The sequence below is a fragment of the Variovorax sp. 679 genome (genome assembly GCF_003952185.1).
Classification (GTDB): Bacteria; Pseudomonadota; Gammaproteobacteria; order Burkholderiales; family Burkholderiaceae_C; genus Variovorax.
Genome location: NZ_RXFS01000013.1, coordinates 120,997 through 146,798 on the forward strand (window position 1 = coordinate 120,997; position 25,802 = coordinate 146,798).

Here is a 25,802-nt window from a genome sequence, read left to right on the forward strand (position 1 = left end):
CCCTTCAGTCCGTGTTCATGCTCGCCCTGCGCAGCCGCAGCCTCGTCGAGCGCCGCCGCGCCAGCAGAGCCCCGGACGCCGCCTGGCTCAGTGGACGGCTTACGCCGCGCTCCACCACGATCGCCACCAGCCCTCCCAGCATGGCGGCCACCACGATGTCCGACGGGAAATGCAGCCCCAGGTACAACCGGCTCCAGGCCACGAGTGTGGCAACCACCAGCGCCGCCAGCATGGGCACGCGCGAAGGCAGGCACCAGAGCGCGAAGGCCGCGGCAAAGGTGCCGGCCGCATGCATGCTCGGGAACCCCGGCCTCACGCCCTGCGGCACCCACTGGATGCCCAGGCCGTAGAACGCGGGCCGGGGAACCGGCACCAGTGTACGGATCGTGTTCACGATCAGCCATGCGGCCAGAACGCTCAGAAGCACCGTGAACAGCGCATAGCGCCAGCGCCGGCTGAACAGCGCGCAGACCCCGATGCTCAGGGTCAGCAGGGCCGGCAGGAGGTCGGAGCAGAACTCGGCGAAACCCAGGCTCCACGGCGGCACCCCGGGCCCCGCGTTGACCAGCCTGAAAAGCGCGAAATCAAGATCCTGCATGTGCGGTCACCGCCGGCCTCGATGCGCGCGAACCGAAGCGCGTGACCGCCGCATCGATGGCGAAGCCCACCGTCCAGCAGACCCAGGCCGTCCAGAGAGTGTGGCTCATATAGTGAGCGCCGCGCAGCTGCTGCGACACGCCCAGCACCAGCCCCGCAGCCATGGCCGTCCACAGCCAGATTGCTGCGGCGCGGGAAGATACCCGCCGCAGGACGAAGTACCCGCCAACGTAGGCAAAAGCCGCCGACGCATGACCGGCCGGGAAGCACCCGCCAGGACCGCCGTCGCTGACGCCCCACGACCAGTGCGACACATAGCGCGCCACGCCGCCGAACTCCTGCAGGTCCCAGGGGCAGCTGGTATGGCTCGCGTGCTTGAGCGCGCTGACCGCGATCACCGAGCCCAGCACGGTCAGGGCCAGCTGCACGCGGCCGGCTGTATCCAGGCGGCGCAACAGGCCGAAAGGCCAGCGGATCGCGGCGAACAGCAGGGTCACGAGCGCCCAGCTGAGATTTCGCGCGCCCTCATGCATGACGTGAACCATGAAGGGGTTGTCGCGCAGGGGAAAACCGAAGTGCGAACCCGCCATCCGCGCCAGCAGCAGGTCGGCGCCCGTTGCGTCCCACGCCATCAATGCAATCAGTGCAGCAAGGGTCAGAACCCCCAGGCGGAGATCGGGAAAGCGTGTCATGAACGAAGGCGGGGCTGGAAACCAGCCGCGAGCCTACGTTTGCGGAATGAACCGAGCCTGAAGCAAGATGAACCGAACCTGACTGAAAGACCCGTCGCAACCCGGTGACGCTAGACTTCAATTTTTCTTGGAAAGACATGCGTGCGCATATTGCTGGTCGAAGATGACAGTGCTCTGGCAGATGCCGTCTGCAGCTACCTTCTGGCCAAGGCCTTCGTGGTCGACGTGGCCCCGAGCCTGGCCGACGCGCGCGGCGCCCTGCTCTCGGTGCAGTACGCGGCAGTACTGCTCGACCTGCACCTGGGCGACGGGGACGGACTCTCGCTCCTGCCGCAGGTGCGCGCCCTGCCCGAACGCCCCATCGTCATCGTGCTGACCGCCCGCGACCAGGTCACCGACCGCATCCGCGGCCTGGATGCCGGCGCCGACGACTACCTCATCAAGCCCTACGATCCGGCCGAACTGCTGGCGCGCCTGCGCGCGGTCGAGCGGCGCCGCAGCGCCAGCAGCTCGCCGGTGCTGCAGCTCGGCACGCTGGAAATCGACCTCGCGCACGACATGGTGCGCAAGAACGGCTCGCCGATCACCCTCACGCAGAAGGAATGGGCGCTGCTGCGCGTGATGGCCACCCGGCCCGAGCGCATCCACACGCGCGAGAACCTCGCCGACGCGCTCTACGGCTTCGGCGACGAAGCCGACAGCAACACGCTCGAAGTCTTCATCAGCCGCCTGCGGCGCAAGCTCGGACGCAGCCACATCCAGACGCTGCGCGGCCTCGGCTACCGGTTGTCGTTCTCCACGGACGACGACGAATGAGCGCCAGCAGCTTCGCGACCGGCCGCGACTCGCTCGCCGGCCGCCTGACGCGAACGCTGATCGTGTGGGTCGGCGGCGTATGGCTGCTTTGCGTGCTCGCCGTGGTCTGGTACGTGGACCGCGAGATCAACCACAACTTCGACAACGAACTGGTGGAGGTCTCGCACCGCATGTTCGCCATGGCCGTGCAGGAGCTCGAGAAGCTGCAGCACACCGGCGGACAGACGCCGCGCGAGCCGCTGATCGCGCCCAAGCAGCTCTTCTCCGAAGACGCGGTGATCTACCAGATCGTCGACCTGCACGAACACGTGCTGCTGCGCTCCGCCGAAGCGCCCCCCGACACCTTCGACGTGCCGCTGGTCGCCGGCTTCGCGAACAGTTCGACCTGGCGCATCTACACCGTGCGCCACCCCACGCTGGGCCTCTTCTTCCAGGTGGCCGACCCGCTGGATGAACGCCGCCACGCGCTCAACCGGACGCTCTTCGGCCTGATCATTCCGCTCGGCGCGGTGCTGCCCCTGCTCGCGCTGGTGCTGCGCAACGTGGCGCGCGCCGAGCTGCGGGTGTTGCAGCAGCTGGCCAGCGAGATCGAGAAGCGCAGCGGCGCCGACCTGAGTCCGATCACCCTGCCCGGGCTGCCGAAGGAGCTGCGAATCGTCGGCGACCACGTCAACCGGCTGCTGCAGCGCCTCTCGCACGCGCTCGACGTGGAGCGCGCGCTGGCCGCCAATGCCGCGCACGAACTGCGCACGCCGCTCGCGGCCGTCCGGCTGCGGCTGCAGACCGCACTCGAGCACGACCTGCGCCGCAACGACGTGCAGGCCGCGCTGGACGCGCTGCGCACGCTCAGCCATCGCACCGAGAAGCTGCTGCAACTCTCGCGTGCGGAGTCGGGGGCCTCGTTCACGCAGACGCGGGTCGACCTCGTGCAACTGGCCGCCACAGTGGCACAGGACTTCTGGCACGACCCGCAGAACATCGAGCGCCTTGCGCTCAAGGTGCCCGACAGCAACGCACCGCTGGCGCTGGGCGATGTCGACGCGCTCGCGATCGCGCTGCGCAACCTGGTGGAAAACGCGCTGCGCTACAGCGGCGGCCGCGTCGTCATCGAAGTGATGGCGCCCTGCACGCTGGCCGTGCGCGACTCAGGCCCCGGCGTCACTCCCGAGCAGCTCGCCACGCTGCGCGAGCGCCACGTGCGCCACAGCTCCGACCGCGCGGGCTACGGCCTGGGCATCTCGATCGTGGGCACCATCGTCGAGAAGCACGATGCGACGCTGGAGCTCTCGTCGCCGCCGGCGGGTGCGGCGCAGGGCTTCGAGGCGCGCATCGCGCTGCAGCCGGCCTGAACGAGCGGCACCGACGGCATCAGCGACATCAACGGCGCGCGGTTTCCTTCCTCGGCACGAAGCCGTAGGAATTGTCGAAACCGAACTGCCTGGCTGCATACATCGCCGCCATCTTCCTCACCAGGTGCTGCTGCACCGGCTTCGGCAGCGCAAAGTAGCCGGCATTGGCGACGGTCTTGCGATCGCCGTCCAGATGGCCGGTGATGGCCTGTATCGTCGCCTTGCGGCCCTGGTGGAACACGATGATCTTGATGCGCCCCACGAAGTCGTCGTTGTCGATGTGATCGGCGCCGTCGGGATCGAAGAAGCGGTAGACGAGAACGGGATCGACCAGCCCGTCGCCGTCGATGTCCGAAAGCTCGATGAGCTTCGATCGGAAATTGACGCCGGCTTCGTCCTTGCCGGCGAAATCGCGGATCGACCACTCGCGCGTCAGCGACGCGTTGTCGCCGCCCACCTTGTAGAGCGAGGCCTGTATGGCCGAGGAGAGCTGCTCCTCGGGAAATGGCCGGTCCTGCTTTTCGCCGAGCAGCAGGACGTGGCTGCCCGACTTGTCGGTATAGCAATAGCGCTTGAACACGGGGAGCTCGAACCCGGCCTGGGCAAGCGCCCCGGCGCGCAGATATGGCTCATCGGCAGCGCACTCGTTCCTGCCCAGCCTGGCCTGGGCGTGAATACCGGCGCAGGACAGCGCCAGCAGTGCGAACGCCAGGAGCTTCCGCTTCATGAGTGCCCGACGCCCCTTCACTCGCTCACCAGCGCGCGCAGCCAGTCGGGCAAGGTCAGCGCCTTCTGCTTCGGAAAATCGACCCAGATGGTGGTGGCGCCGCCGGCCGCGCAGATCACATCGGGCTCGGCCTCGCGGGCCATGGTGGCCCAGCTCTCGAAGGTGGTGCGGCCCGGGTCGCTCACGTACATCTTGAGCAGCACGTTGCCCGGGTATTCGATCTGCCGGTAGAAGTTGCAGAAGGCATTGACGATCACCATGCCCTCGCCGTTCGGCTGTGGCTCGAAGCCGATGGAATGCATCCAGTCGATGCGCGCGGTCTCGAGGTAGCGGAAGTAGGTGCCGTTGTTCAGGTGGCCCATCGCGTCCATGTCGCCCCAGCGGATGGGAATGGACGTTTCGTACACGAGCTTCTTCTTTTCGGGGATTTCGATTCTCATCGGTGCGCCTTGATGGATGCGAGGATGCCCAGCACGAACAGCAGCGCCGCCGCCCACTCGGCGGCCTGGGGCCAGCGGCCGTCCCAGACGAAGGAATAGAACAGCGCGAACAGCGTCTCGCTGACGATCAGCTGCCCGCACAGGCTGGCGGACAGCCGCTGGCTCGCAACGTTCCAGAGGATGGTGGCCAGCCACGAAGAGCCGAAGCCGCTCGCCAGCGCGATCCACACGAAGAGCATTCCGTCGGGCTGCGCCTGGAGCGTGGCCACGTCGCTGCCCGCGACGGCCCACAGCAACAGGGCCCCCAGGCCGGTCGCCACGCCGAGCCAGTTGGCCCAGTCGGTCGCGTTGAGCTCGGTGTGGCGCTGCAGCCAGGCGGCATTGAGCAGGCCGTACACGGTCCAGCTCGCCATTGCGGCCAGCGCCAGCGCGATGCCCCAGCCGAAGCGGGCGCCGCCGCTGCCCGTGTCGCCTGCGCCGTGCTGCGCGGACCAGGCGCCATAGATCATCAGCGCGATGCCCGCCCCCGTGAGCAGCAGCCCCGGCAGCAGCGCGCGCATGCGCAGGCCCGCTGGCCGGCCCAGCAGCATCATCCAGACGGGAATGGTGCCGATGATGAGGCTCGGCACCTCGGTGCCCGCTGCCTGGATGCCGAAGGCCAGCAACAGGTAGTAGCCAGTGAAGCCCAGCACGCTGAGCCCCAGCGCCGCGAGCGCCTGCCGCCCGTTCGGCCAGCGCACGGCGGCCGGCCGCCCGCACACCGCCAGTGCCGAGACGGCGCCGAACACGGCGAAGCGTGCGGCAGTGATGTCCACCATGCCGAAGTGGCCCACCATGCGCGGCGCCACGAAGGTCAGGCCCCAGAGCGCACCCGCGGCCAACCCGGCCGCGATGCCGACCCACGCCCGCGGGCTCAGAGCGCGAACCCGTCGTCGGCCGCGATGACGGCGCCGTTCACGAAGTGGCTCTGGCCGCTGGCCAGCAGCACGATCAGGCCGTCGAGGTCCTCGGGCTTGCCCACGCGCTTGCGCGGCAGCATGTTGACCAGCTTGGCGCCGCCCTCGGTGCTCCAGTGCTCCTCGTTGAGCTCGGTCGTGATGTAGCCCGGGCACAGCGCGTTCACGTTGATGCCGAAGCGGCCCCACTCGAGCGCCATGGCCTTCGTCATCTGCACCACCGCGATCTTGCTCATGCAGTAGGTGCCGATCTGCGGCATGACCTTGAGCGCCGCGGCCGACGCGATGTTGATGATGCGCCCGCCGATGTAGGTGCCCGGCGCCGTGCCCCTGGCGCGCGCCAGCATGCGCTTGCCGACTTCCTGCGCCACGAAGAAGGAGCCCTTCACGTTGGTGTCGAAGATGTAGTCGTAGTCGTCGGGCGTCACGTCCTGCAGGCGATGCGTGGTGCTCACGCCCGAGTTGTTGACCAGGATGTCGATGGGGCCGACCTCGGTTTCGGCGCGCGCCACGGCGGCCTTGATGCTGTCGATGTCGGTCACGTCGAGCTCGACCACGTGGGCATCGCCGCCCTCGCCTTCGATGCGCGCGCGCAGCTCCTTCAGCTTCTCGACGCGGCGGCTCGCAAGCACCACCGCGGCGCCGGCGCGCGCCAGCGTTTTCGCGAACTGGGCGCCGAGCCCGCTGGAGGCGCCGGTGACGAAGGCCACGCGGCCGGAGAGATCGATGCTGTAAGCCATGAACTGGATCCTGTGGAGTCGCGCAGGTGACGCGGGGCGCCCGATCGTGGGCGACAGGGAGCCCACATGGACGCCGCATAAAATGCCCCGCAAATTCCGGGAAGCTCCCCGCGCCTCGAAAAATCATTATCGACCCAACCCACATGACGCACGACGAAATCCTCGCCCAGTTCGGCCCTCGCGAAGCCATGGAATACGACGTGGTCGTGGTCGGCGGCGGCCCGGCCGGCCTCTCGACCGCAATCCGGCTCAAGCAGCTCGCCGCGCAGCACGAGAAGGAGATTTCGGTCGTGGTGCTCGAAAAGGGCTCGGAGCCCGGCGCGCACATCCTCTCGGGCGCAATCATGGACCCGCGCGCGCTCAACGAGCTGCTGCCCGACTGGGAGGAACTCGGCGCCCCGCTGAACCAGCCCGTGACCGACGACGCGATGGTGTTCCTGGGCGAGAAGTCGGGCCTGCGCACCCCCAACCTCTTCCTGCCGGCCTGCTTCCAGAACCACGGCAACTACATCATCAGCCTGGGCGCCTTCACCAAGTGGCTGGCGCAGCAGGCCGAGAACCTGGGCGTGGAGATCTTCCCGGGCTTCCCGGCCGCCGAGGTGCTCTACAACGAAGACGGCTCGGTGCGCGGCGTGGCCACCGGCAACATGGGTGTCGGCAAGGACGGCGAGCCCACCGAGAACTTCCAGCTCGGCATGGAGCTGCTGGGCAAGTACACCGTTTTCGCCGAAGGCGCGCGCGGCCACCTGGGCCGCCAGCTCATCGCCAAGTACAAGCTCGACGCGGGCAAGGACCCGCAGACCTACGGCCTCGGCGTGAAGGAAGTCTGGGAAATCGACCCCAAGCGCCACCAGCCCGGCTTCGTGCTGCACACCGCCGGCTGGCCGATGAAGAGCGACACCTACGGCGGCGCCTTCCTCTATCACATGGAGGACAACAAGGTCACCATGGGCTTCATCACGGGCCTGGACTACAGCAACCCCTACCTGAGCCCCTTCGAGGAAATGCAGCGCTGGAAGCTGCACCCCAACATCCGCTGGTACTTGGAAGGCGACGAAGCCAAGGGCATCAAGCCCGCCAAGCGCATCGGCTACGGCGCGCGCGCCATCACGGCCGGCGGCCTGATGTCGCTGCCCAAGACGGTGTTCCCGGGCGGCGCGCTGGTCGGCTGCGAGGCCGGCTACCTCAACGTGAGCCGTATCAAGGGCAGCCATGCCGCCATCAAGACCGGCATGCTGTGCGCCGAGGCCGCCTTCGACGCGGTCGTGGCCGGCCGCCAGCACGACGAGCTCACGGCCTACCCGGCCGCCTTCGAGAAGAGCTGGCTGCACGCCGAGCTGAACAAGGCCCGCAACTTCAAGGCCTGGTTCAAGAAGGGCCTGGGCATCGCGACCTTCATGAACGGCGTCGAGCAATGGCTGCTCAAGGGCCACATCCCATGGACGTTGCGCCGCAACAAGCCCGACCACCTGTACCTGAAGCCCGCTGCGGAATGCAAGCCCATCGTCTATCCCAAGCCCGACGGCAAGCTCACCTTCGATCGCCTCTCCAGCGTGTTCATCAGCAACACCAACCATGAAGAGCAGCAGCCGGCCCACCTGACGCTCAAGGACGCGACCGTGCCGGTGAACGTCAACCTCGCCAAGTTCGCGGGCCCCGAGAGCCGCTACTGCCCGGCCGGCGTGTACGAGTTCGTCGGCACCGAAGATGGCAAGCAGCGCCTGCAGATCAACGCGCAGAACTGCGTGCACTGCAAGACCTGCGACATCAAGGACCCTACGCAGAACATCGTGTGGGTCACGCCCGAAGGCGGCGGCGGACCGAACTACGTGGGGATGTAAGGCGCGCGCCACGCCTGCATGGAAACGGAAAGCCCTCCTCGGAGGGCTTTTTTTCGCGTCGATGCGTCCGTTGCGCAACCGGTGGCGTAAGTGGGTTCAGGACAGCGATTCAACTCGCCGTCCGCCGCCAACCCATTCAACTTCTCGAAGAGGATCTTTCGCCATGAACACCCTGCTCCACCGCATCGCCATCGCCGCCGCTCTTACCGTCGCCGCCGGTCACGCACTCGCCGCGGACCCGGCGCCAGCACCCGCGCCGGTCGCCAAGGCTGCGCCCGCCAACAAGCTGGCCGCCGCCCGCGCGCTGATCGCCAACAGCAAGTGGACCGAGGCCATCAGCGAACTCGAACGCGTCAACGACACCGGCAACGCCGACTGGAACAACCTCATGGGCTACACGCTTCGCAAGTCCGGCGCGGGCAAGTGGAGCGCCTCGGAGAAGTACTACGACGCAGCGCTGAAGATCGATCCGAAGCACGTCGGCGCGCTCGAATACTCGGGCGAGCTGTACATCTCGATGGGCGACCTGCCCAAGGCAGAACAACGCCTGGCCGCTCTGGGACAGGCCTGCAACATGGCCTGCCCCGAGTACAAGGACCTGAAGGCTTCCGTCGAGAGCTTCAAGGCCAGTGGCGGCAAGAAGAGCTGAGCATGATGAAGCGGGCCGGCCGGCCCGCTTCATGCGGCCATTTCTATCGGGCAACCAGGAAGACGTAGTCCGCGCTGTAGTCCTGCCTGATGCGCTTGCCCGCGTCGGCCGGCGCCTCGCAGCCTTTCGCCGGGGCATTGCCGCCGGCCGTGTTGATGCGCTGCACACCGGTGACGTCGGCCAGCTTGCCCGGGCCGCCCGCCGACTTGGCGGACAGCAGCAGCCAGGGGATGTCGGCTTCGCGCTGCCCGTTGGCACGGGCCTTCACCGTGCCGAGCGTCTTGCTGCCGTCGAGCGCAGTCCAGTGGGGGCCGGCACCGTGCGTGCCGGCCTTCGCGCCGCCGGAGCCGTACAGCTCCGCTTCGGGCGCGACGAACTGCCAGGCCAGCGCGCCCTTGTCGCCCACCTTGCATTCGTAGATCTGCACGCCCACGGCGTGCCAGGTGAAGGCGGCGCGTTCGCCGGCGGGCGCCTTGATGGCGGCTGGCAGCTCCGTGGCTGGCGATGCGCAGGCGGCGAGCAAGGCAGCGCCCAGCAGGGCCGGGCCGAAGGGAAGGATTCGCGTCGAGTTCAATGTCATGGCATTTCCCGGTTCTGGAAGAAAAGATAGAAAGAAAAGCAGATGGATGCGAGCCGGACCACCCGGCCCTCCCCCAGAAACGACACGCAGGCAGGAACGGATGCAATACTTGATCGCATGAATAGAAATATTCTGATGAGCCTGCAGGAGCTGATCGCCGGCGCGGCCCGCGGCGACCACGCCTGCTTTGCCCAGATCTACGAACGCACGCACATGCATCTGTTCGGCGTCGCGGTTCGTATGTTGGGCAACGAACAGGCGGCCGAGGACGTGCTGCAAGAGGCCTATGTGAGCATCTGGAAGAACGCGGGCGGCTATCGCTCGAGCGTCGACGGGCAGGAGATCCAGCCGATCACCTGGCTGATCGCGATCGTGCGCAACAAGGCGCTCGATGCGCTGCGCGCGCGCACGCGGCGCCGTGCCCACGAGCAACCGCGGGCCGCCGATTCCGACGCGGACGACGAAGCGGACACCACGGCCGACCCCGCCCCCAGCGCTGCACACCTCTTCGACCAGGCCATGCAGGCACTGCGCATCGAAGGCTGCATGTCGGCCCTCGACGGCAGCTTCCGCCAGAGCCTGGCGCTGGCCTACTACCAGGGCCTGTCGCACACCGAGGTCGCAGCACAGATGAACGCGCCGCTCGGCACGGTCAAGGCCTGGATACGGCGCGGGCTCGACAAGCTGCGCGCCTGCCTGGGCGCGCAGGGGGTGGCGCCATGAGGTACACCGACCCTCGCCTGCTGGATGCGCTGGCATCGTCCTATGCGCTGGGCACGCTCGACGGCGGCGCGCGGCGGCGCTTCGTGCGGCTGATGCGCGATCGCGCGGACGTGCGCGACGTGGTGGCGCACTGGGAGCAGCGGCTCGGGCAACTGGCCCTCTCGGTGCCGCAGCGCAAGCCTTCGCCCGAGCTGTGGCGCGCGATCGCGGCGCGCACGCAGCCCGTCGATGCATCACGACGAGCCCCGCAGGCCCGGCCCTCGCGCTGGACCGGCTGGCTGCGGCCCGCGGGCTTCGGCTTCGGCGGACTGGTTGCGGGCCTCATCGCCGCGAGCGCCCTGTTCCTCACGGTGCCCGGCATCTTCATCACGAGCGACCAGCTCGCGATGCGGTCCGGCGAACGACTGCCGCAAAGCTATGTGGGCGTGCTCACCGACGCCGAGGGACGGGGCGGGCTGCTGGTGAGTTCGCTGCGCTACGGTCGCACGGTCACGCTGAAGGTGCTGGGCGCGACGGCGCTGCCCGTCTCGGGCGATGAACGGCTCGTGCTGTGGGCCATGCCCGCCGACGCGGCGCCTTTCGCCATCGGCACGGTGCCGGCGAACGGCGCCGGCACGCTGACGCTGCCCGACACTTCCGAGAAGCTGCTGTCGAAGGTCTCGCGCCTGGTCGTGACGCGCGAGCGAGGCGATTCGCCGGCGATGCCGAGCGCCGACGTGGTGCTGAGCGGGGCCTGCGCCAAGCTCTGGTGATCCTCCATCGCTCCTTGCGATCCGGTGGGCCTCGCTTATTCTTGCGACTCACAGGAGACAAGACCCATGCAGATCGTCATCACCGGCGGCGCCGGTTTTCTGGGCGCGCGACTCGCGCGCACGCTGCTGAAGCAAGGCAGCCTCTCGCTGGCCGGTGAGCCGGCCCGGCCCATCGAACGCATCACGCTGGTCGACCGCGCGGCCCCGCCGGCCGACCTCGCGGCCGATGCGCGCATCGCCGCCATCACCGGCGACCTGAACGCGCAGCTCGCGGCCGAGGCCGATGCCAGGCCCTGGCGCGAAGCCGACGCCATCTTCCACCTGGCCGCGGCGGTGAGCGGCGAATGCGAGGCCGACTTCGACCTCGGCATGCGCAGCAACTTCGCTGCCACGCATGCGCTGCTCGAACGGGTGCGCGCGCTGGGGACAAAACCCGTGCTGGTGTTCGCCAGCTCGCTCGCGGTGTTCGGCGACTCGCCCGAGCAGCCGTTGCCGAAGGTGATCGAGGACCACACGCTGCCCACGCCGCAGACCAGCTACGGCATCCAGAAATTCATTGGTGAACAGCTGGTGGCCGATTTCACCCGCAAAGGCTTCGTGCGCGGGCGCAGCGTGCGGCTCATGACGGTGAGCGTGCGCCCGGGCAAGCCCAACGGCGCGGCTTCGGGCTTCTTCAGCGGAATGATCCGCGAGCCGCTGGCCGGACTGCCTGCCGCCTGCCCCGTGCCCGATGCGACGCCTGTCGCCATTGCGTCACCCGCGCGCACCATCGAAGGCATCGTCCGCGCCGCCGAGGCGAGCGATGCGCAGTGGGGTCCGCGCACCGCGCTCAACCTGCCCTCCCTGGCCACCACGGTGGGCGAGATGGCCGCAGCGCTGGAGCGCGTGGCCGGCAAGGCGGCCACCGCCCTGCTCGACCGCACGCCCGACCCGACGATCATGCGCATCGTGAAGACATGGCCCGGCCATATCGAGACCGCGCGCGCGGAGGCGCTGGGCCTGTCGGCCGACGAGAGCTTCGAGGCCGTCATTCGAGAGTACGTCCGTGAAAATCCCGACGCGGTGAAGCTTCCGGTTACGGCATAGTCGGACCAAGCGCGCCTGACGCGCTCCTGAACCAAACTCCCCGGAGACACCATGAAATTCGGCCCCATCGCCGCCGCTTGCCTTTCGCTCGCCCTGAGCTCGGTCGCCTTCGCGCAGACGACCATGAAGATCAGCATCTCGACCGCGCAGAACTCGCACCAGGGCGTTGCCATCGACACCTTCGCCAAGGAAGTCGAGAAGCGCACCGGCGGCCGGTACAAGGTGCAAACCTTCTACAACGGCGCTCTCGGCGGGGAACGCGAGTCGATCGAGGCCGTGCAGCTGGGCACGCAGGAGCTCGCGTTCTCCTCGACCGGCCCGGTGCCGAACTTCGTGCCCGAAACGAAGATCCTCGACGTGCCCTTCCTGTTCCGCGACAAGGCCCATGCGCGCGCGGTGCTCGACGGCCCCATCGGGCAGGACCTGCTGACCAAGTTCGACGCCAAGGGCTTCAAGGCGCTGGCATGGGCCGAGAACGGCTTCCGCCACATGACCAACAGCAAGCGCGACGTGAAGGCACCTGAAGACCTCAAGGGCTTGAAGATGCGCACGATGGAGAACCCGGTGCACATCGCGGCCTACAAGGGCTTCGGCATCATCACCACGCCCATGGCCTTCCCCGAGGTGTTCACCGCGCTGCAGCAGGGCACGGTCGATGGCCAGGAGAACCCGCTGCCGGTCATCATCTCGGCCAAGTTCGACCAGGTGCAGAAGCACCTGTCGCTCACGGGCCACGTCTACTCGCCCTGCATCTTCCTGATGAACAAGGCGAGCTTCGACAAGCTCAGCGCGGCCGACAAGCAGGCCTTCATCGATGCCGCCAAGGAAGGCACCAAGGCCAACCGCGCGCGCGTCGACGAGGACGACGCCAAGGGCGTGGCCGACCTGCGCGCCAAGGGCATGACGGTGATCGACAACGTCGACAAGGCGAAGTTCGTGGCCGCGCTCGCGCCGGTCAATGCCCAGTTCGAGAAGGAATTCGGCAAGGCCAACCTCGACAAGATCCGCGACTACAAGTGAAAGATAAATTCCTGAGCATCGAGCGCCTGACCACCGGCTTCTCGATGCTGATGGCCTGCGCGATGCTGGTCGTCGCGGCGAGCCTGGGCATGTTCCAGATCATCACCCGCTTCGTGCTGGAGCAGCCGGCCGAGTGGAGCGAGATCCTCATCCGCGTGAGCCTCATCTGGATGGTGTTCCTCGGCATCCCCACCGCGTTCCGCCAGGGCGCGATGGTGAGCGTGGACGTCCTCTATCGCTGGAGCCCGCCGCGCATCCGCCGCGTGCTCGACGCCGTGGTGAGCCTCGCCGCGCTGGCGCTGATGCTGGTCGTGCTGTGGTGGGGCTGGGACTACGCGATACGCGGGCGCGTGCAGTCGATGGCCGGGCTCGAGAGCGTCTCGATGCTGTGGTCATACCTGGCGCTGCCCGTCGGCTCGCTTTTCTGCCTGTTCGGCATCGTCGGCAATTTTCTCGATCCCAAGCGGCTCGAACTGGAGACCGCGCAATGAGCGCCGCGCCGGGCCGCCCCAAGCAAGCGAACGGCCCCCTCGGGGGGCGGCGAGGACACGAAGTGCCGAGCGTGGGGGCTACATCATGAGCACCGTGATGGTCGCGACGATGGTGCTGTGCTTCGCACTGTCGATTTCGGTGGCGGTGTCCATCGGGCTGGCGTCGATCCTGGGCATCCAGGTGACCAACGCCAACATGCTGATCTCCGTGAAGGAGATGTTCAACTCGATCAACAAGTTTCCGCTGGCTGCCATCCCGTTCTTCATCCTGGCGGGCAACCTGATGGAAACCGGCGGCATCTCGCGCCGGCTGGTGGAGTTCGCCAAGAGCATCGTGGGCGGCGTGCAGGGCGGCCTGCCGATGACCTGCGTGCTCACCTGCATGATCTTCGCGGCGGTGTCGGGCTCGTCGGTGGCAACCACCTTCGCTATCGGCGCCATCCTGATCCCCGCGCTCATCAAGCACGGCTATCCCACTTCGTACGCGGCGGCCCTGCAGGCCACCAGCGCGGAGCTGGGCGTGATCATTCCGCCGTCGATCCCGATGATCCTGTACGGCGTGAGCGCCGAAGTGTCCATCGGCGAGCTGTTCATCGCGGGCTTCGGCCCCGGCATCCTGATCAGCCTGGCGCTGATGCTCTTCGTGTGGGTCTACTGCAAGTGGAAGGGCTGGGGCAAGAACGACGGCGAGGGCCGCATGCCCTTCGGCCGCGCGCTGTGGCAGGCGGGCTGGGCGCTGCTGATGCCGGTGATCATCCTCGGCGGCATCTACGGCGGTATCTTCACGCCGACCGAAGCCTCCGCCGTGGCGGTGTTCTACGCGCTGGTGGTGGGCATGGTGATCTACCGCGAGATCAGGCCGAAGGATCTGTACGTCATCCTGCGCAAGTCGGTGATGTCGTCGGCGGTGATCATGTTCATCATCGCCAACGCGGGGCTGTTCGCGTTCCTGATCACCCGTGCGGGCGTTCCCGACGCCATCGGCCACTGGCTGCAGGAGGTGCTGAAGTCGCCGGCGATGTTCCTGCTGGGGGTGAACGCGGCGCTCTTCGTGATCGGCATGTTCATCGAGACCAGCGCGGCGATCATCGTGCTCGCGCCGATCCTGGCACCTGTCGCGGTGCACTTCGGCATCGACCCGGTGCACTTCGGCCTGATCATGGTGGTGAACCTCGCGCTGGGCATGATCACGCCGCCCTTCGGCGTGAACCTGTTCGCGGCCTGTACCGTGGCGCGGATATCGCTGGATCGCATCGTGAAGCACCTGGTGCCTTTCGTGCTGGTGATCCTGGCGTGCCTGATGGTGATCACCTACGTGCCCTGGGTCTCGCTGGCGCTGCGCGACCTGGTCTACGCCAGGTAGCCGGCACGCTGCTTCAGGGCGTACGGCGCAGGTACACGCTGGGCGGCACGCCCAGCGTGCGCCGGAACATGGCGGTGAAGGCGCTCGGGCTCTCGTAGCCGTGCGCCAGCGCCACCTCGAGGATCGACGCACCCGCCGCGAGCCGGGGCAGGCTCAGCAGCAGCCGGGCCTGCCGGCACCAGGCACCGAAGTTGATGCCCGTCTCGCGCTGGAACAGGCGCGCGAGGGTGCGGGTGTTCATGTGCAGGCGCCCGGCCCAGTCGTCCAGCGTGGCGGGCAACGACGGATCGCGCACCAGCTCCTCGCACAACGCGGCCAGCCGTGCATGGCGCGGCATCGGAACATGCAGCGAAAGCGCAGGCGCGGCCTCCATCTCGTCGAGCAGCAGTTCCATCACGCGCTCGTCGCGGCCGCCCGGCGCATAGTCCAGCGGCAGCGACACGGCCGCGACGATCAGCGCGCGCAGCAGTTCGCTCACCTGGATCACCCGGCACTCGCCGCCCAGATCGGCGCGCATGCCGGGTTCGACGAACACGGTGCGCATCCGCACCTCGCCCGCCATGCGGATCTGGTGCTCCATGCCGCCCGGCACCCACACGCCCCGCCCGGTCGGCACCACCCAGCTGCCGGCCGCGGCGCTCACCAGCATCACGCCCGAGATCGCATGGATGAGCTGCCCGCGCCGGTGCGTGTGCGGCGGGATGAAGGCGTCGCCGGCCGGGTCGGTCGCCAGCACCGCGACGGCTCGCGGGGTCGACTCGCCCTCTTCCGGGCGCAGGTTGATCGGGTTGTCCATTTCTCGACGACGCTTGAGGATTCGTAGCAAGAACATCTTCTCACGGCTTCCTACGATGCTTTTTTCACCTCCCCCTGCAAACGAAAGAAGCAAACGTCATGAACAAGCGCCGACTCGGGCTGCTCACCGGCACCCATGCCGTCAACGACCTCTACCAGGGCCTCGTGCCCGCGCTGCTGCCCTTCATGGTGCTGGAGCGCGGCTACAGCTACACGGCCGTCAGCGGGCTGATGCTGGCGGCCACAGGCCTGTCGAGCGTGGTGCAGCCGCTGTTCGGCCTTTACGCCGACCGCCACCCGCGCAGCTGGCTGGTGCCCACCGGCTTTCTCGTGGCCGCGCTGGGCGTGGTGCTCGCGGGCCTCAGCCAGAGCTACCTGCTGACCTGGATCGCCATGGTGCTGTGCGGGCTGGGCATCGCGGCCTACCACCCGCCGGCCACCGTGGCGGCACGCGCGGCCGGCGGCGCCTCGCAGAAGGCGATGAGCGTGTTCTCGGTGGGCGGCACCATCGGCGCCTCGTTCGCGCCGGTGCTGGCCGCCACGGCGGTCGGCGGCGGGAGCCTGTCGCGCAGCTATTTGCTGGGCCTGCCGGCAATGGCGATGGGCGCGGTCTGGTTCATCGCGAACGCGCGGCGCGGCGCGGCCCCGGGCGCGGCAGCCGCGTCTGCCCCGAAGCCAGGCGCGCAGGTGCTGAAGCCGCACAACGACTGGCGCGCCTTCGGGCTGCTGGTCGCGACCATCGTGGGCTGGTCGATTCCGTACGTCACGGTGCTGTCGATGCTGTCGCTGCGCATCACGCGCGACCTGCAGGGCTCGGCCTTCCAGGGTGCGGCTGCGCTCACGGCATTCACTGCCGCAGGCGCGGTGGGCACGCTGCTCGGCGGCTGGCTGGGCGACCGCATCGGGCGCATGGGCACGATCCGCGCCGGCTACCTGCTCGCGCTGCCGTCGCTCGCGGGTCTCGTGCTCGCGCCGACCGCCGGCTGGGCGCTCGCCTGCACCGCGCTGCTCGGCATGTGCATGTTCCTGCCCTTCGCCGCGCAGGTGACGCTGGCGCAGGACTATCTGCCGCGCAACCCGGCCACGGCGAGCGGCATCGCGCTCGGATTGGCGCTGTCGGTGGGCGGGCTGGTGTCGCCGCTGTTCGGCATGCTGTCGGACGCGCGCGGACTCGGCGTCACGCTGACGGCGGTGCTGTGCGTGCTGTGCGCCGCGGCGGTGATGGCACTGCGGCTGCGCAACCGCACGGTGCAGGCCGTGCCGGCCGAAGCCGAAGGGGCCGCCGCCTGAACCCTGGCGGCTCCGGGGGCCTGACCGGCCCGGCGCATGTTCGCTGCCAGAATCGGGCGAAGGGCCAAGGGCCGACAACCGACAAGGAGGGGACTGCGCCATGAATCGATTCCTGAGCTGCCTGCTGGGTAGCGCATTGCTGGCACCGGCGGCCTTCGGCGCCCCGCCCGCAGCGCCTGCCGCACCGGCAGCCCCTGCATCGGTGGCAGCCGCACCAGCCGATCCCGCAGCCGGCATCCGCGAAGTCGAAGCCGCGGTGCGCGCATGGGCCGCGGCATGGTCCGCGCGGGACGTGGCGCGCTACCTGGCCGCCTATGCACCCGACTTCGCACCGCCACGCGGCCAGGACCGCAAGGCCTGGGAGGCAGACCGCCGCGCGCGCATCGAGGACAAGGCCGTCATCAGCGTGGGAATCGACAGCCTCGTCATCAGCGTTCAGGGGCAGTCGGCCACCGCCACCTTCCAGCAGACCTACAGCGCGGACAAGCTGCGCGAAAAAGGCCGCAAGACACTGGAGCTGCAGCGCGTGGGCAACCGCTGGCTCATACGCAAGGAAAGCGCGGGCTGAAAACCGCCGCAGGAATTGCCCCTGTAAGGCAAACGGTTCACAGAGATGTCACCACTTGCAACGATGCTGCAGCCCTCGATTCCCGAAAGCTGTGGCTGCCATGTTTCCCACCAAGACCGACAAGGCGCGCGACGAACTCCAGGGCGGACAGCGCACGCTCAGCCAGCGCGAACGCGCCCTGCTCCTGATGGCCGACGGCCGGCGCTCCCTGACCGATTTCAGTCCGCTGTTCGCCAACCGGGGTGAGGCCGAACTCGCGATCCAGGGGCTGATCGACAAGGGTTATCTGCAGACCCCGAAGGCTGCAACTGCGGCCGCGCCCGCAACGCCGCCCGCTGCAGCGCCCTCCGCCCCCGCGCCCATTCCCGCCGCCGAGCCGATCAGCGTCGCCACCTCGGCCGACACATTCGACGGCAAGCGTTCGCTGGCCACCACGCGCATGTTCCTGTTCGACATCTGCGAGCGCATGTTCGTGCGCCGCGACCCCAAGTTCGCGCTGCAGATGCGCGACGCCCTGCGCGAAGCCCGCGACCGCCAGGCGATGCTGACCATCGCCGCGCTGATGCTCACCGAGATCGAGAAGACGGCCGGACCCGAGCGCGCCGAATCGCTGCGCGAGCGCATCGACCGACTGCTGCCGCCGGCCGAGATCGTTCATTAAAGAAGAAGAAGAAGAAGAAAGAAAAAGCGCCCGGCCGGGCCTGTGACACCATCGCCGGATGAGCGCCCGGCTCCCCGCACCCCCTTTCTCCGAACGCCTTCGCAATTGGGCCGGGCGGCTCAAGCGCGACGGCGTCACGCTCTGGTTCGCCGGCAGGCACCCGGCCACACCGTGGCATGCCAAGGCGCTGGGAGCATTCGTGGTCGCCTACGCGCTCAGCCCGATCGACCTCATCCCCGACTTCATTCCGGTCCTGGGCTACGTCGACGACGTGCTGCTGCTGCCGGGGCTGATCTGGCTGACGATCCGGCTGATTCCGCAAGCGGTTCTCGCGGAGTGCCGCAGCAAGGCCGACGACTGGCTGCGCGAACGCGGCGCCAAGCCCACCAGCCGGTGGGGCGCGGCCCTCGTCGTGGCGGCATGGGCCGCAGCCTGCCTCGCAGCCTGGCGTCTTTGGTCGGGATAGCGCGAACGGCCTGCGCTATCCACTACACTCCCCGGGGTCAGGAGAGAGCCCCGCACGCCGGGGCCGCCGAAGGCGCAGGGGTTTCCCGAACGCTCAGGCAAAAGGACTGACGAGGCGCCGGTGAACACCGGCGTTTCCTTGCTGGAGAGAGGTCGTTGCCCGCAGGCGGCGGCCCACCGAAGGAGCAAACCCCGATCGTGGGGCGAATCTCTCAGGTAAAGCGGACAGCAGGGGTGGCCCATGGCTTGCGTCATGGATTTCGACTGCCCCTTTGGAGTGCCCCGTGGCTGCTTCTTCCTCCGCTTCCGACGCCCCGCTTCTCAAGACGCCGCTATACGACCTCCACGTGGAGCTCGGCGCCCGCATGGTGCCCTTTGCCGGCTACTCGATGCCGGTCCAGTACCCCGCCGGCCTGATGGCCGAGCACAAGCACACGCGCGACGCGGCCGGCCTCTTCGACATTTCCCACATGGGCCAGTTGCGCCTGGTCGGGCCCGACGCGGCGGCCGCCTTCGAGACCCTGATGCCCGTCGACGTCGTCGACCTGCCCGCCGGCAAGCAGCGCTACGGCCTGCTGCTGAACGATGAAGGCTGCATCCTCGACGACCTGATGTTCTTCAACGAGGGCAACGGCTCGATCTTCGTGATCGTCAACGGCGCCTGCAAGGTGGCCGACATCGCCCACATCCAGCAGAAGATCGGCACGCGCTGCGAAGTGCGCCCCCTGCCAGACCACGCGCTGCTCGCGCTGCAGGGCCCGCAGGCCGCCGCCACGCTGGCGCGGCTGTCACCCGGCATCGAGCGCTTCGTGTTCATGACGGGCGGGGCGGTGCAGATCGGCGGCATTCCCGCTTTCGTCACCCGCAGCGGCTACACCGGCGAAGACGGCTTCGAGATCTCCGTGGCCGCATCCGACGCCGAACGCCTCGCCCGCCTGCTGCTGGCACAGCCAGAGGTCAAACCCATCGGCCTGGGTGCGCGCAATTCGCTGCGGCTCGAAGCGGGCCTGTGCCTCTACGGCAACGACATCGACACCACCACCACGCCGGTCGAGGCCTCGCTCAACTGGGCGATGCAGAAAGTGCGCCGCACGGGCGGGGCACGCGAAGGCGGCTTTCCGGGTGCCGCGAAGATCCTCGCCCAGCTCGCCGCCGCCACCGCAGGCGCGGCCGGCCACACCGACCACGACACGCTGAAGCGCAAGCGCGTGGGCCTCGTCGCCCTCGAACGCATTCCGGTGCGCGACGGCACGGTGCTCCAGTCTTTCGAGGGCCATGACATCGGCGTCGTCACCAGCGGACTGCTCGGCCCCACGGCCGACCGCTGCATCGCCATGGGCTACGTGGCCACCGCCTTCGCCGAGCCGGGCACGCGCGTGCAGGCCATCGTGCGCGGCAAGCCGGTGCCGATGGAGGTTTCGACGATGCCTTTCGTGCCCACTCGCTACTACCGGGGCTGAGCCCGTATCGAACGGCTAGGCTCTGCACCCCGATCCACTTTTTCCACGAGGAGTTTTTCACCATGAGCATCAAGTACACCAAGGACCACGAATGGGTGTCGGCCGAGGGCGACGCAGCCACCGTCGGCATCACCGTGCATGCACAGGACGCGCTGGGCGACGTGGTCTTCGTCGACCTGCCTGAAGTCGGCAAGACCTTCGCCCAGGGCGAAGTCGCCGGCGTCGTCGAATCGGTCAAGGCCGCGGCCGACGTGTTCATGCCCGTGTCGGGCGAGATCACCGAGGTGAACGAAGCCCTGCGCGCCGACCCATCGCTCGCCAACAGCGACCCGCTGGCCGCCGGCTGGTTCTTCAAGGTCAAGCTGAGCGAACCTGCCCAGCTCGACGCCCTGCTGGACGCGGCCTCCTACGACAAGTTCGCCGCCGAATCCTGATCCGCTGAATTTTTCAGCAGCACCTTTGTTCTTTCCCTCCGAGCCTTCACCGCCATGCCGACGCCCGCCCTTCCTTCTTTGCAAGAACTCGAGAACGCCGAGGAATTCCTCGCCCGCCACATCGGCATCGATGCGGCGGACGAGGCGCGCATGCTGCCGGCGATCGGCTCGGAGACGCGCGCCGAGCTCATCGACGGCATCGTGCCGGCGGCCATTCGCCGCGCGAAGCCGATGCGCCTGCCGGCGCCAGTGACCGAAGCCGACGCGCTGGCCGAACTGAAGGCAATGGCGTCGAAGAACAAGGTGTTCCGCAACTTCATCGGCCAGGGCTACTACGGCAACCACACGCCGGGCGTGATCTTGCGCAACATCCTCGAGAACCCCGCCTGGTACACCGCCTACACGCCCTACCAGGCCGAGATCTCGCAGGGCCGCATGGAAGCCCTGCTCAACTTCCAGACGATGGTGTGCGACCTCACGGGCATGGCCATCGCCAACGCATCGATGCTCGACGAAGCCACGGCCGCCGCCGAGGCCATGACGCTCGCCAAGCGCAGCGTGAAGAGCAAGAGCAACGTGTTCCTGGTCTCGGGCGACTGCCATCCGCAGACCATCGAAGTCATCAAGACGCGCGCCGCGCCGCTGGGTATCGAGGTCAAGGTGAGCACCGTGTCGGAAACGCTGCCGCACCTGATGGTGAGCGGCGCCTTCTTCGGCGTGCTCGCGCAATACCCCGCCACCACCGGCCACGTGCACGACCTGCGCCCGCTCGCGGGTCATGCGCACCAGTGCGACGCCGCCTTCATCGTCGCGGCCGACCTGCTGGCGCTGACGCTGCTCGCGCCGCCCGGCGAATGGGGCGCCGACATCGTCTGCGGCACCACGCAGCGCTTCGGCATGCCGCTGTGCAACGGCGGCCCGCACGCCGCCTACCTGGCCTGCCGCGACGAGTTCAAGCGCTCGCTGCCGGGCCGCCTGGTGGGCGTGAGCGTCGACACGCACGGCCAGCCCGCCTACCGCCTCGCGCTGCAGACGCGCGAGCAGCACATCCGCCGCGAGAAGGCCACTTCCAACATCTGTACCGCGCAGGTGCTGCCGGCCGTGATTGCCAGCATGTACGCCGTGTACCACGGGCCCGACGGCCTCACGCGCATCGCGCAGCGCGTGGCGGCGCTCACCGCCGTGCTGGCGAAAGGCCTCGCGCAGATGGGCCGCGAGCCGGTGAACGCCACCGCCTTCGACTCGCTGACCATCCGCACCGCAGAAGACACGCAGGCGATCATCGAGCGCGCACAAGCCGCCGGCGTCAACCTGCGCCAGCGCCTGCAGCAGCACCTGGGCATCTCGCTGGACGAGACCAGCACCCGCGCCGACGTCGAAACCCTGTGGGGCCTGTTCGCGCCCGCCGGCACGCAGGCGCCGCGCTTCGACGATCTCTCGGGCAGCACCACGCCGCTGATTCCCGAAGAACTGCGCCGCACCAGCGCCTTTCTCACGCACCCGGTGTTCAACACCCACAAGAGCGAGACGGCGATGCTGCGCTACATCCGCAGCCTGTCGGACAAGGACCTCGCGCTCGACCGCAGCATGATCCCGCTGGGCAGCTGCACCATGAAGCTCAACGCGACCAGCGAGATGATCCCCATCACCTGGCCCGAGTTCGCCGACATCCACCCCTTCGCACCGGCCGACCAGCTGCAGGGCTACGCCCAGCTCGACGCGCAGCTGCGCGCATGGCTGTGCGAGGCCACCGGCTACGCGGGCATCAGCCTGCAGCCCAACGCGGGCTCGCAGGGCGAGTACGCGGGCCTGCTGGCCATCAAGTCCTTCCATGAAGCCAAGGGCCAGGGCCACCGCAACATCTGCCTGATCCCGTCTTCCGCGCACGGCACCAACCCGGCGAGCGCGCAGATGGTGGGCCTGCAGGTGGTGGTGACGGCCTGCGACGCGCAGGGCAACGTCGACATGGACGACCTGAAGCGCGCCTGCGAGAAGCACAGCGCCAACCTGGCCGCCGTGATGATCACCTACCCCAGCACCCACGGCGTGTTCGAAACCCGCGTGAAGGAGCTGTGCGAGCTGGTGCACGAGCACGGCGGCCGCGTGTATGTGGACGGCGCCAACATGAACGCGCTGGTCGGCGTGGCCGCGCCGGGCGAGTTCGGCGGCGACGTGAGCCACCTGAACCTGCACAAGACCTTCTGCATTCCGCACGGCGGTGGCGGCCCGGGCGTGGGCCCTGTCTGCGTGGTGGAAGACCTCGTTCCCTACCTGCCGGGCCACGCGACGGCCGGCGTGCCGTCGAACGGCGTGGGCGCCGTGTCGGCCGCGCCGCTGGGCAACGCGGCCGTGCTGCCGATCAGCTGGATGTACTGCCGCATGATGGGCGCCAAGGGCCTGCAGGCCGCGACCGAGACGGCCATCCTCAGCGCCAACTACATCAGCGCACGCCTGAAGGACCACTACCCCACGCTGTACGCGAGCCCCAACGGCCACGTCGCGCACGAGTGCATCCTCGATCTGCGCCCGCTCAAGGACACCAGCGGCGTCACCGCCGAAGACGTGGCCAAGCGCCTCATCGACTACGGCTTCCACGCTCCTACGCTGAGCTTCCCCGTGCCCGGCACGCTGATGGTGGAGCCCACCGAGAGCGAGCCGCTGGCCGAGCTCGACCGCTTCATCGACGCGATGATCGCCATCCGCGGCGAGATCCGCCGCATCGAGGAAGGCGTCTGGCCGAAGGAGGACAACCCGCTCAAGCACGCGCCGCACACGGCCGCCAGCCTGCTCGGCACCGAGTGGAGCCACCCCTACTCGCGCGAACTCGGCGCGTTCCCGCTGGCCACGCTCAAGAGCGCCAAGTACTGGCCGCCGGTCGGCCGCGTCGACAACGTGTACGGCGACCGCAACCTGTTCTGCAGCTGCGTGCCCGTGAGCGAGTACGAGGAAGCCGAAGAAGCCTGAGGCCGCCCGCCTGCGTCGCGGCGCATGAACCAGGAAGAAGTCGAATCGCTCAAGGCCCGCTGGCGCGGCTGCGTCTGGGCCCACACGCTGAGCGACGATGAAGGCGCGGCCCTGCTGCCGCAGCTGCGCTTTGCCGAACTGTCGGCGGGCCAGTCCATCTGGCACCGCGGCGACCCGGCCGAGCACTGGATCGGCATGGGCCGCGGCAGCATGAAGCTGTGCACCACCTCGGCCTCGGGCAAGCCGGTGACCTTCATGGGCCAGGCCTTCAGCTGGGTCGGCGAGATCGAGCTGATCCAGGACAGGCCGCGCGTCTGCGACGCGGTGGCGCTGTCTGAGGCGGTGATCATCAAGCTGCCCAAGGCTGCGTTCTTCCATCTGCTCGACACTAACCCCGCGTTCAACCGCTTCGTGATGCGCCTGATGAGCGAGCGGGTCACGCAGTCGATGGCCATCACGCTGTCGGACCGCACGCTGGACCCGGTCGCCAAGGTGGCGCAGAGCCTGGCCTCGCTGTTCAGTCCATCGGCCTTTCCGCCGCGCTCGCTGGAACTGCAGGTGTCTCAGGCCGAGCTGGCGATCTACTGCAACATGTCGCGGCCTCGCCTGAACGCTGCGCTTCGGCGGCTCGAGGCCGAAGGGTTGCTCGAACTCGGCTACCAGATCGTCACGCTGCTGCAGCTCGACGCGCTACGCGATTACTGCGGTGCCGCGTCGGTAGATAGCGGCAGCCACACGCGGCCCGAAACGGCATAGGCGTTGTCGCCTGTGATGCCGGCCACGGGTGCGCCCGAAGCCGGAGCCCAGACGTATTGCGGATGCGTGGAGAACAGCGCCACACCCAGTTCATCGCCCGGCTGCATGCGCGCGGCCACGCCGCCGAGCGCGACGCGATGACGGCCCGGAGGAACTGGCACGACCTGGTCGGACAGAAGCGTCACCTCCCCGCCGCGACGGCGCAGCGCCAGCCCCACCAGTGCCACGCCGGGGCCAGCCTTGGCCCGCACTTCCAGCTCCGCTTCGGGCACGCCAGCCAGCACCGCGCCCGCGCCCTGACGTGCCAGTGCGTCGGCAGGCAATGCAACGAACTGCAGGCCCTTCGCGCCTGCGGCCACTTCCGTCGACGATAGCGACGTGCCGACCTGTGCTGGCACCGGTGCCGGCCCTTGATAGGCAGTACCGTCATCGAGCGCGATGCACAACGAAGGCACCGACGCCAGCCCCGTCTCCTGATCGCGCAACTTGGCATCGAGCCACGCCAGCATCGCGTCCATCGCATCGACGGTGCCACAACGTGCGGGCTTGTCGCGCTGGCCCGCACGCGGGTTCACATGGCCGGAGCGCAGCACCATCAGCCGCACATCGCCGCCGCCCGATTTCAGGTAGCGCCAGTTGCGCAGCCCCTCGCCCATGTCGAACAGCACGTCTTCGCTGGCCTGCACGACCAGCGCATCGACACGCCGCACCGGCCGGCCGGCCCAGCTCGCGCCCGAGGGGCCGTGCGCCTGGTAGGCATCGCGCAGGCGCTGCGCGTCGGCGCCGATGTCGCTCCATGCCCATGCGCCCGGCCTGGGCGCCGTGTCGCAAAGGGGCTTCAGCAGGCTGCCATCGCGCACCTTGCCTCGCTGGGCCATGAAGCATTCGAACTGCACATAGCCGCCCTTCAGCACGCCTTGCGGCGCGAGCGAATGCTGCAGGTCGTACCAGGTCATCGACGGAACCGCGGTGGTGATTCGCGGCTCCAGTTGCGCCAGCTGCATCTGGTAGCCGCCGCCATACGAGCCGCCGATGCTGCCGATGCGCGCGCGGCCGTCGGTGCCCTTGCGCAGGGGCAGCTCCCGCTCGGCCCAGTCGATCAAGCTGCGGATGTCGGCGATCTCGGCCTGCGGATCCATGATGCGGCTGTCTCCTCCGCTGTCGCCGTGGCCGCGATGGTCGAAGCTGATGACCGCATAGCCACGCTCCACCAGCGTCGGCACGAGCCGGTCGACGCGCGACCAGTAGCTCACGGCCGGATCGGTATCGCGCGGCGGCATCGCCTGCAGGCGCCCCAAGCCGAAGCCGCTTGCATGCAGCACCAGTGGATAGCCGCCATCGGGTTTCTGATCGGGCAGGAATAGCGTGAACGCGATGCGTGTGCCCTTGCCGGCGCCGTCCGCGCCCGCCAGCGGGTCGGGCACGGCGGATTGCACGGAGAGTTGCTGCACCGTCGCAGCCTGCGCCGCGCCCAGCACGAGCGCTGCGCCCAGGGCCGCGGCCCGGATGATCGTCTTCATTGCCTCTGTTCCTCGTTGCGTGTCTCGAAGCACGCGACTCTAGGAACGAAGGCGGCGGCGCATTGTC

Annotated in this window: 27 protein-coding genes and 2 riboswitches; of the genes, 18 read left to right on the forward strand and 9 right to left on the reverse strand. The window is 68.4% G+C overall.

Annotation, left to right across the window (positions count from 1 at the left end; translation table 11 throughout):
* Positions 1-4 precede the first annotated feature (4 nt).
* Together EJO71_RS28720 and EJO71_RS28725 are read right to left on the reverse strand one after the other, a co-directional pair.
* Positions 5-598, reverse strand: a complete 594-nt coding sequence (locus tag EJO71_RS28720) for a phosphatase PAP2 family protein (RefSeq protein WP_125952063.1) — start codon at positions 596-598, stop codon at positions 5-7.
* The gene (locus EJO71_RS28725) at positions 585-1,289 is read right to left on the reverse strand and encodes a phosphatase PAP2 family protein (protein WP_125952064.1); all 705 of its coding nucleotides are present in this window, start codon (positions 1,287-1,289) and stop codon (positions 585-587) included. The genes EJO71_RS28720 and EJO71_RS28725 overlap by 14 nt, the downstream gene beginning before the upstream one ends.
* Before the next feature lie 141 nt (positions 1,290-1,430).
* On the opposite strand from EJO71_RS28725, the gene EJO71_RS28730 reads away from it, so the two are divergent.
* Together EJO71_RS28730 and EJO71_RS28735 are read left to right on the forward strand one after the other, a co-directional pair.
* Positions 1,431-2,105, forward strand: coding sequence for a response regulator transcription factor (locus EJO71_RS28730; RefSeq protein ID WP_125952065.1), 675 nt, complete (start codon positions 1,431-1,433; stop codon positions 2,103-2,105).
* Positions 2,102-3,454, forward strand: coding sequence for an ATP-binding protein (locus EJO71_RS28735; protein ID WP_125952066.1), 1,353 nt, complete (start codon positions 2,102-2,104; stop codon positions 3,452-3,454). Before EJO71_RS28730 ends, EJO71_RS28735 begins: the two co-directional genes overlap by 4 nt.
* 28 nt (positions 3,455-3,482) lie before the next feature.
* Here the strand turns inward: EJO71_RS28735 and EJO71_RS28740 are convergent, their stop codons facing one another.
* Genes EJO71_RS28740 through EJO71_RS28755 form a run of 4 tightly spaced genes read right to left on the reverse strand, consistent with a single transcriptional unit; the run spans position 3,483 to position 6,317 of the window.
* Entirely contained in the window at positions 3,483-4,181 is a 699-nt protein-coding gene (locus EJO71_RS28740; RefSeq protein WP_125952067.1) for a hypothetical protein, read from the reverse strand.
* 17 nt (positions 4,182-4,198) lie between these two features.
* Positions 4,199-4,621, reverse strand: coding sequence for an acyl-CoA thioesterase (locus tag EJO71_RS28745; protein ID WP_093201030.1), 423 nt, complete (start codon positions 4,619-4,621; stop codon positions 4,199-4,201).
* Positions 4,618-5,514, reverse strand: a complete 897-nt coding sequence (locus EJO71_RS28750) for a DMT family transporter (RefSeq protein ID WP_276311710.1) — start codon at positions 5,512-5,514, stop codon at positions 4,618-4,620. Before EJO71_RS28750 ends, EJO71_RS28745 begins: the two co-directional genes overlap by 4 nt.
* A gap of 20 nt (positions 5,515-5,534) precedes the next feature.
* Positions 5,535-6,317, reverse strand: a complete 783-nt coding sequence (locus tag EJO71_RS28755) for an SDR family oxidoreductase (protein ID WP_125952069.1) — start codon at positions 6,315-6,317, stop codon at positions 5,535-5,537.
* Between the two features lie 143 nt (positions 6,318-6,460).
* Between EJO71_RS28755 and EJO71_RS28760 the strand changes: the two genes are divergently transcribed.
* On the forward strand, positions 6,461-8,158 hold the full coding sequence (locus EJO71_RS28760; protein WP_125952070.1) for an electron transfer flavoprotein-ubiquinone oxidoreductase: 1,698 nt from the start codon (positions 6,461-6,463) through the stop codon (positions 8,156-8,158).
* Between the two features lie 163 nt (positions 8,159-8,321).
* Entirely contained in the window at positions 8,322-8,807 is a 486-nt protein-coding gene (locus tag EJO71_RS28765) for a tetratricopeptide repeat protein (RefSeq protein WP_125952071.1), read from the forward strand.
* A gap of 43 nt (positions 8,808-8,850) precedes the next feature.
* Here the strand turns inward: EJO71_RS28765 and EJO71_RS28770 are convergent, their stop codons facing one another.
* On the reverse strand, positions 8,851-9,387 hold the full coding sequence (locus EJO71_RS28770; protein WP_125952072.1) for a DUF3455 domain-containing protein: 537 nt from the start codon (positions 9,385-9,387) through the stop codon (positions 8,851-8,853).
* Between the two features lie 117 nt (positions 9,388-9,504).
* Here EJO71_RS28770 and EJO71_RS28775 point away from each other — a divergent pair, with 117 nt between their 5' ends.
* The 6 genes from EJO71_RS28775 (at position 9,505) to EJO71_RS28800 (ending at position 14,822) form a co-directional block, all read left to right on the forward strand.
* A complete protein-coding gene (locus EJO71_RS28775; RefSeq protein WP_125952073.1) occupies positions 9,505-10,110 on the forward strand; it encodes a sigma-70 family RNA polymerase sigma factor in 606 nt (201 codons plus the stop codon).
* Positions 10,107-10,862: an anti-sigma factor gene (locus EJO71_RS28780; RefSeq protein ID WP_125952074.1), complete on the forward strand. Its 756-nt coding sequence runs from the start codon at positions 10,107-10,109 to the stop codon at positions 10,860-10,862. Before EJO71_RS28775 ends, EJO71_RS28780 begins: the two co-directional genes overlap by 4 nt.
* 66 nt (positions 10,863-10,928) lie before the next feature.
* Positions 10,929-11,948, forward strand: coding sequence for a D-erythronate dehydrogenase (gene denD, locus EJO71_RS28785; RefSeq protein ID WP_125952075.1), 1,020 nt, complete (start codon positions 10,929-10,931; stop codon positions 11,946-11,948).
* 51 nt (positions 11,949-11,999) lie between these two features.
* Positions 12,000-12,968, forward strand: a complete 969-nt coding sequence (locus EJO71_RS28790; RefSeq protein ID WP_125952076.1) for a TRAP transporter substrate-binding protein — start codon at positions 12,000-12,002, stop codon at positions 12,966-12,968.
* Positions 12,965-13,459: a TRAP transporter small permease gene (locus EJO71_RS28795; RefSeq protein ID WP_125952077.1), complete on the forward strand. Its 495-nt coding sequence runs from the start codon at positions 12,965-12,967 to the stop codon at positions 13,457-13,459. Before EJO71_RS28790 ends, EJO71_RS28795 begins: the two co-directional genes overlap by 4 nt.
* An 85-nt stretch (positions 13,460-13,544) precedes the next feature.
* Positions 13,545-14,822 carry a TRAP transporter large permease gene (locus tag EJO71_RS28800; protein WP_125952078.1) on the forward strand — a complete coding sequence of 426 codons (1,278 nt, stop codon included), beginning with the start codon at positions 13,545-13,547 and terminating at the stop codon, positions 14,820-14,822.
* A 13-nt stretch (positions 14,823-14,835) separates the two neighbouring features.
* Here EJO71_RS28800 and EJO71_RS28805 read toward each other — a convergent pair whose 3' ends face one another.
* A complete protein-coding gene (locus EJO71_RS28805; RefSeq protein ID WP_125952079.1) occupies positions 14,836-15,618 on the reverse strand; it encodes a helix-turn-helix transcriptional regulator in 783 nt (260 codons plus the stop codon).
* 98 nt (positions 15,619-15,716) lie between these two features.
* On the opposite strand from EJO71_RS28805, the gene EJO71_RS28810 reads away from it, so the two are divergent.
* From EJO71_RS28810 to EJO71_RS28845, 8 genes are all read left to right on the forward strand, one after another.
* Positions 15,717-16,907 (forward strand): MFS transporter, encoded by a 1,191-nt coding sequence (locus EJO71_RS28810; RefSeq protein WP_125952080.1) that lies wholly within the window; start codon positions 15,717-15,719, stop codon positions 16,905-16,907.
* A gap of 100 nt (positions 16,908-17,007) precedes the next feature.
* Positions 17,008-17,475, forward strand: coding sequence for a DUF4440 domain-containing protein (locus EJO71_RS28815; RefSeq protein WP_125952081.1), 468 nt, complete (start codon positions 17,008-17,010; stop codon positions 17,473-17,475).
* A 100-nt stretch (positions 17,476-17,575) separates the two neighbouring features.
* On the forward strand, positions 17,576-18,136 hold the full coding sequence (locus EJO71_RS28820; RefSeq protein WP_125952082.1) for a hypothetical protein: 561 nt from the start codon (positions 17,576-17,578) through the stop codon (positions 18,134-18,136).
* A 58-nt stretch (positions 18,137-18,194) separates the two neighbouring features.
* Positions 18,195-18,602, forward strand: coding sequence for a YkvA family protein (locus EJO71_RS28825; RefSeq protein ID WP_125952083.1), 408 nt, complete (start codon positions 18,195-18,197; stop codon positions 18,600-18,602).
* Positions 18,603-18,638: 36 nt separating this feature from the next.
* A riboswitch (glycine riboswitch) is annotated at positions 18,639-18,713 on the forward strand.
* A gap of 20 nt (positions 18,714-18,733) precedes the next feature.
* Positions 18,734-18,840: riboswitch (glycine riboswitch) on the forward strand.
* A 45-nt stretch (positions 18,841-18,885) separates the two neighbouring features.
* Complete coding sequence (gene gcvT, locus EJO71_RS28830) at positions 18,886-20,061, forward strand: glycine cleavage system aminomethyltransferase GcvT (protein WP_125952084.1); 1,176 nt, start codon at positions 18,886-18,888, stop codon at positions 20,059-20,061.
* 62 nt (positions 20,062-20,123) lie between these two features.
* Positions 20,124-20,495: a glycine cleavage system protein GcvH gene (gene gcvH / locus EJO71_RS28835; RefSeq protein ID WP_093055555.1), complete on the forward strand. Its 372-nt coding sequence runs from the start codon at positions 20,124-20,126 to the stop codon at positions 20,493-20,495.
* 54 nt (positions 20,496-20,549) lie between these two features.
* Positions 20,550-23,459, forward strand: a complete 2,910-nt coding sequence (gene gcvP, locus EJO71_RS28840) for an aminomethyl-transferring glycine dehydrogenase (RefSeq protein WP_125952085.1) — start codon at positions 20,550-20,552, stop codon at positions 23,457-23,459.
* 24 nt (positions 23,460-23,483) lie between these two features.
* Positions 23,484-24,215: a Crp/Fnr family transcriptional regulator gene (locus EJO71_RS28845; protein WP_125952086.1), complete on the forward strand. Its 732-nt coding sequence runs from the start codon at positions 23,484-23,486 to the stop codon at positions 24,213-24,215.
* On the opposite strand, the gene EJO71_RS28850 is transcribed toward EJO71_RS28845, so the two are convergent.
* Positions 24,158-25,735, reverse strand: a complete 1,578-nt coding sequence (locus tag EJO71_RS28850) for an alpha/beta fold hydrolase (RefSeq protein WP_125952087.1) — start codon at positions 25,733-25,735, stop codon at positions 24,158-24,160. The genes EJO71_RS28845 and EJO71_RS28850 overlap by 58 nt on opposite strands.
* Between the last annotated feature and the right edge of the window lie 67 nt (positions 25,736-25,802).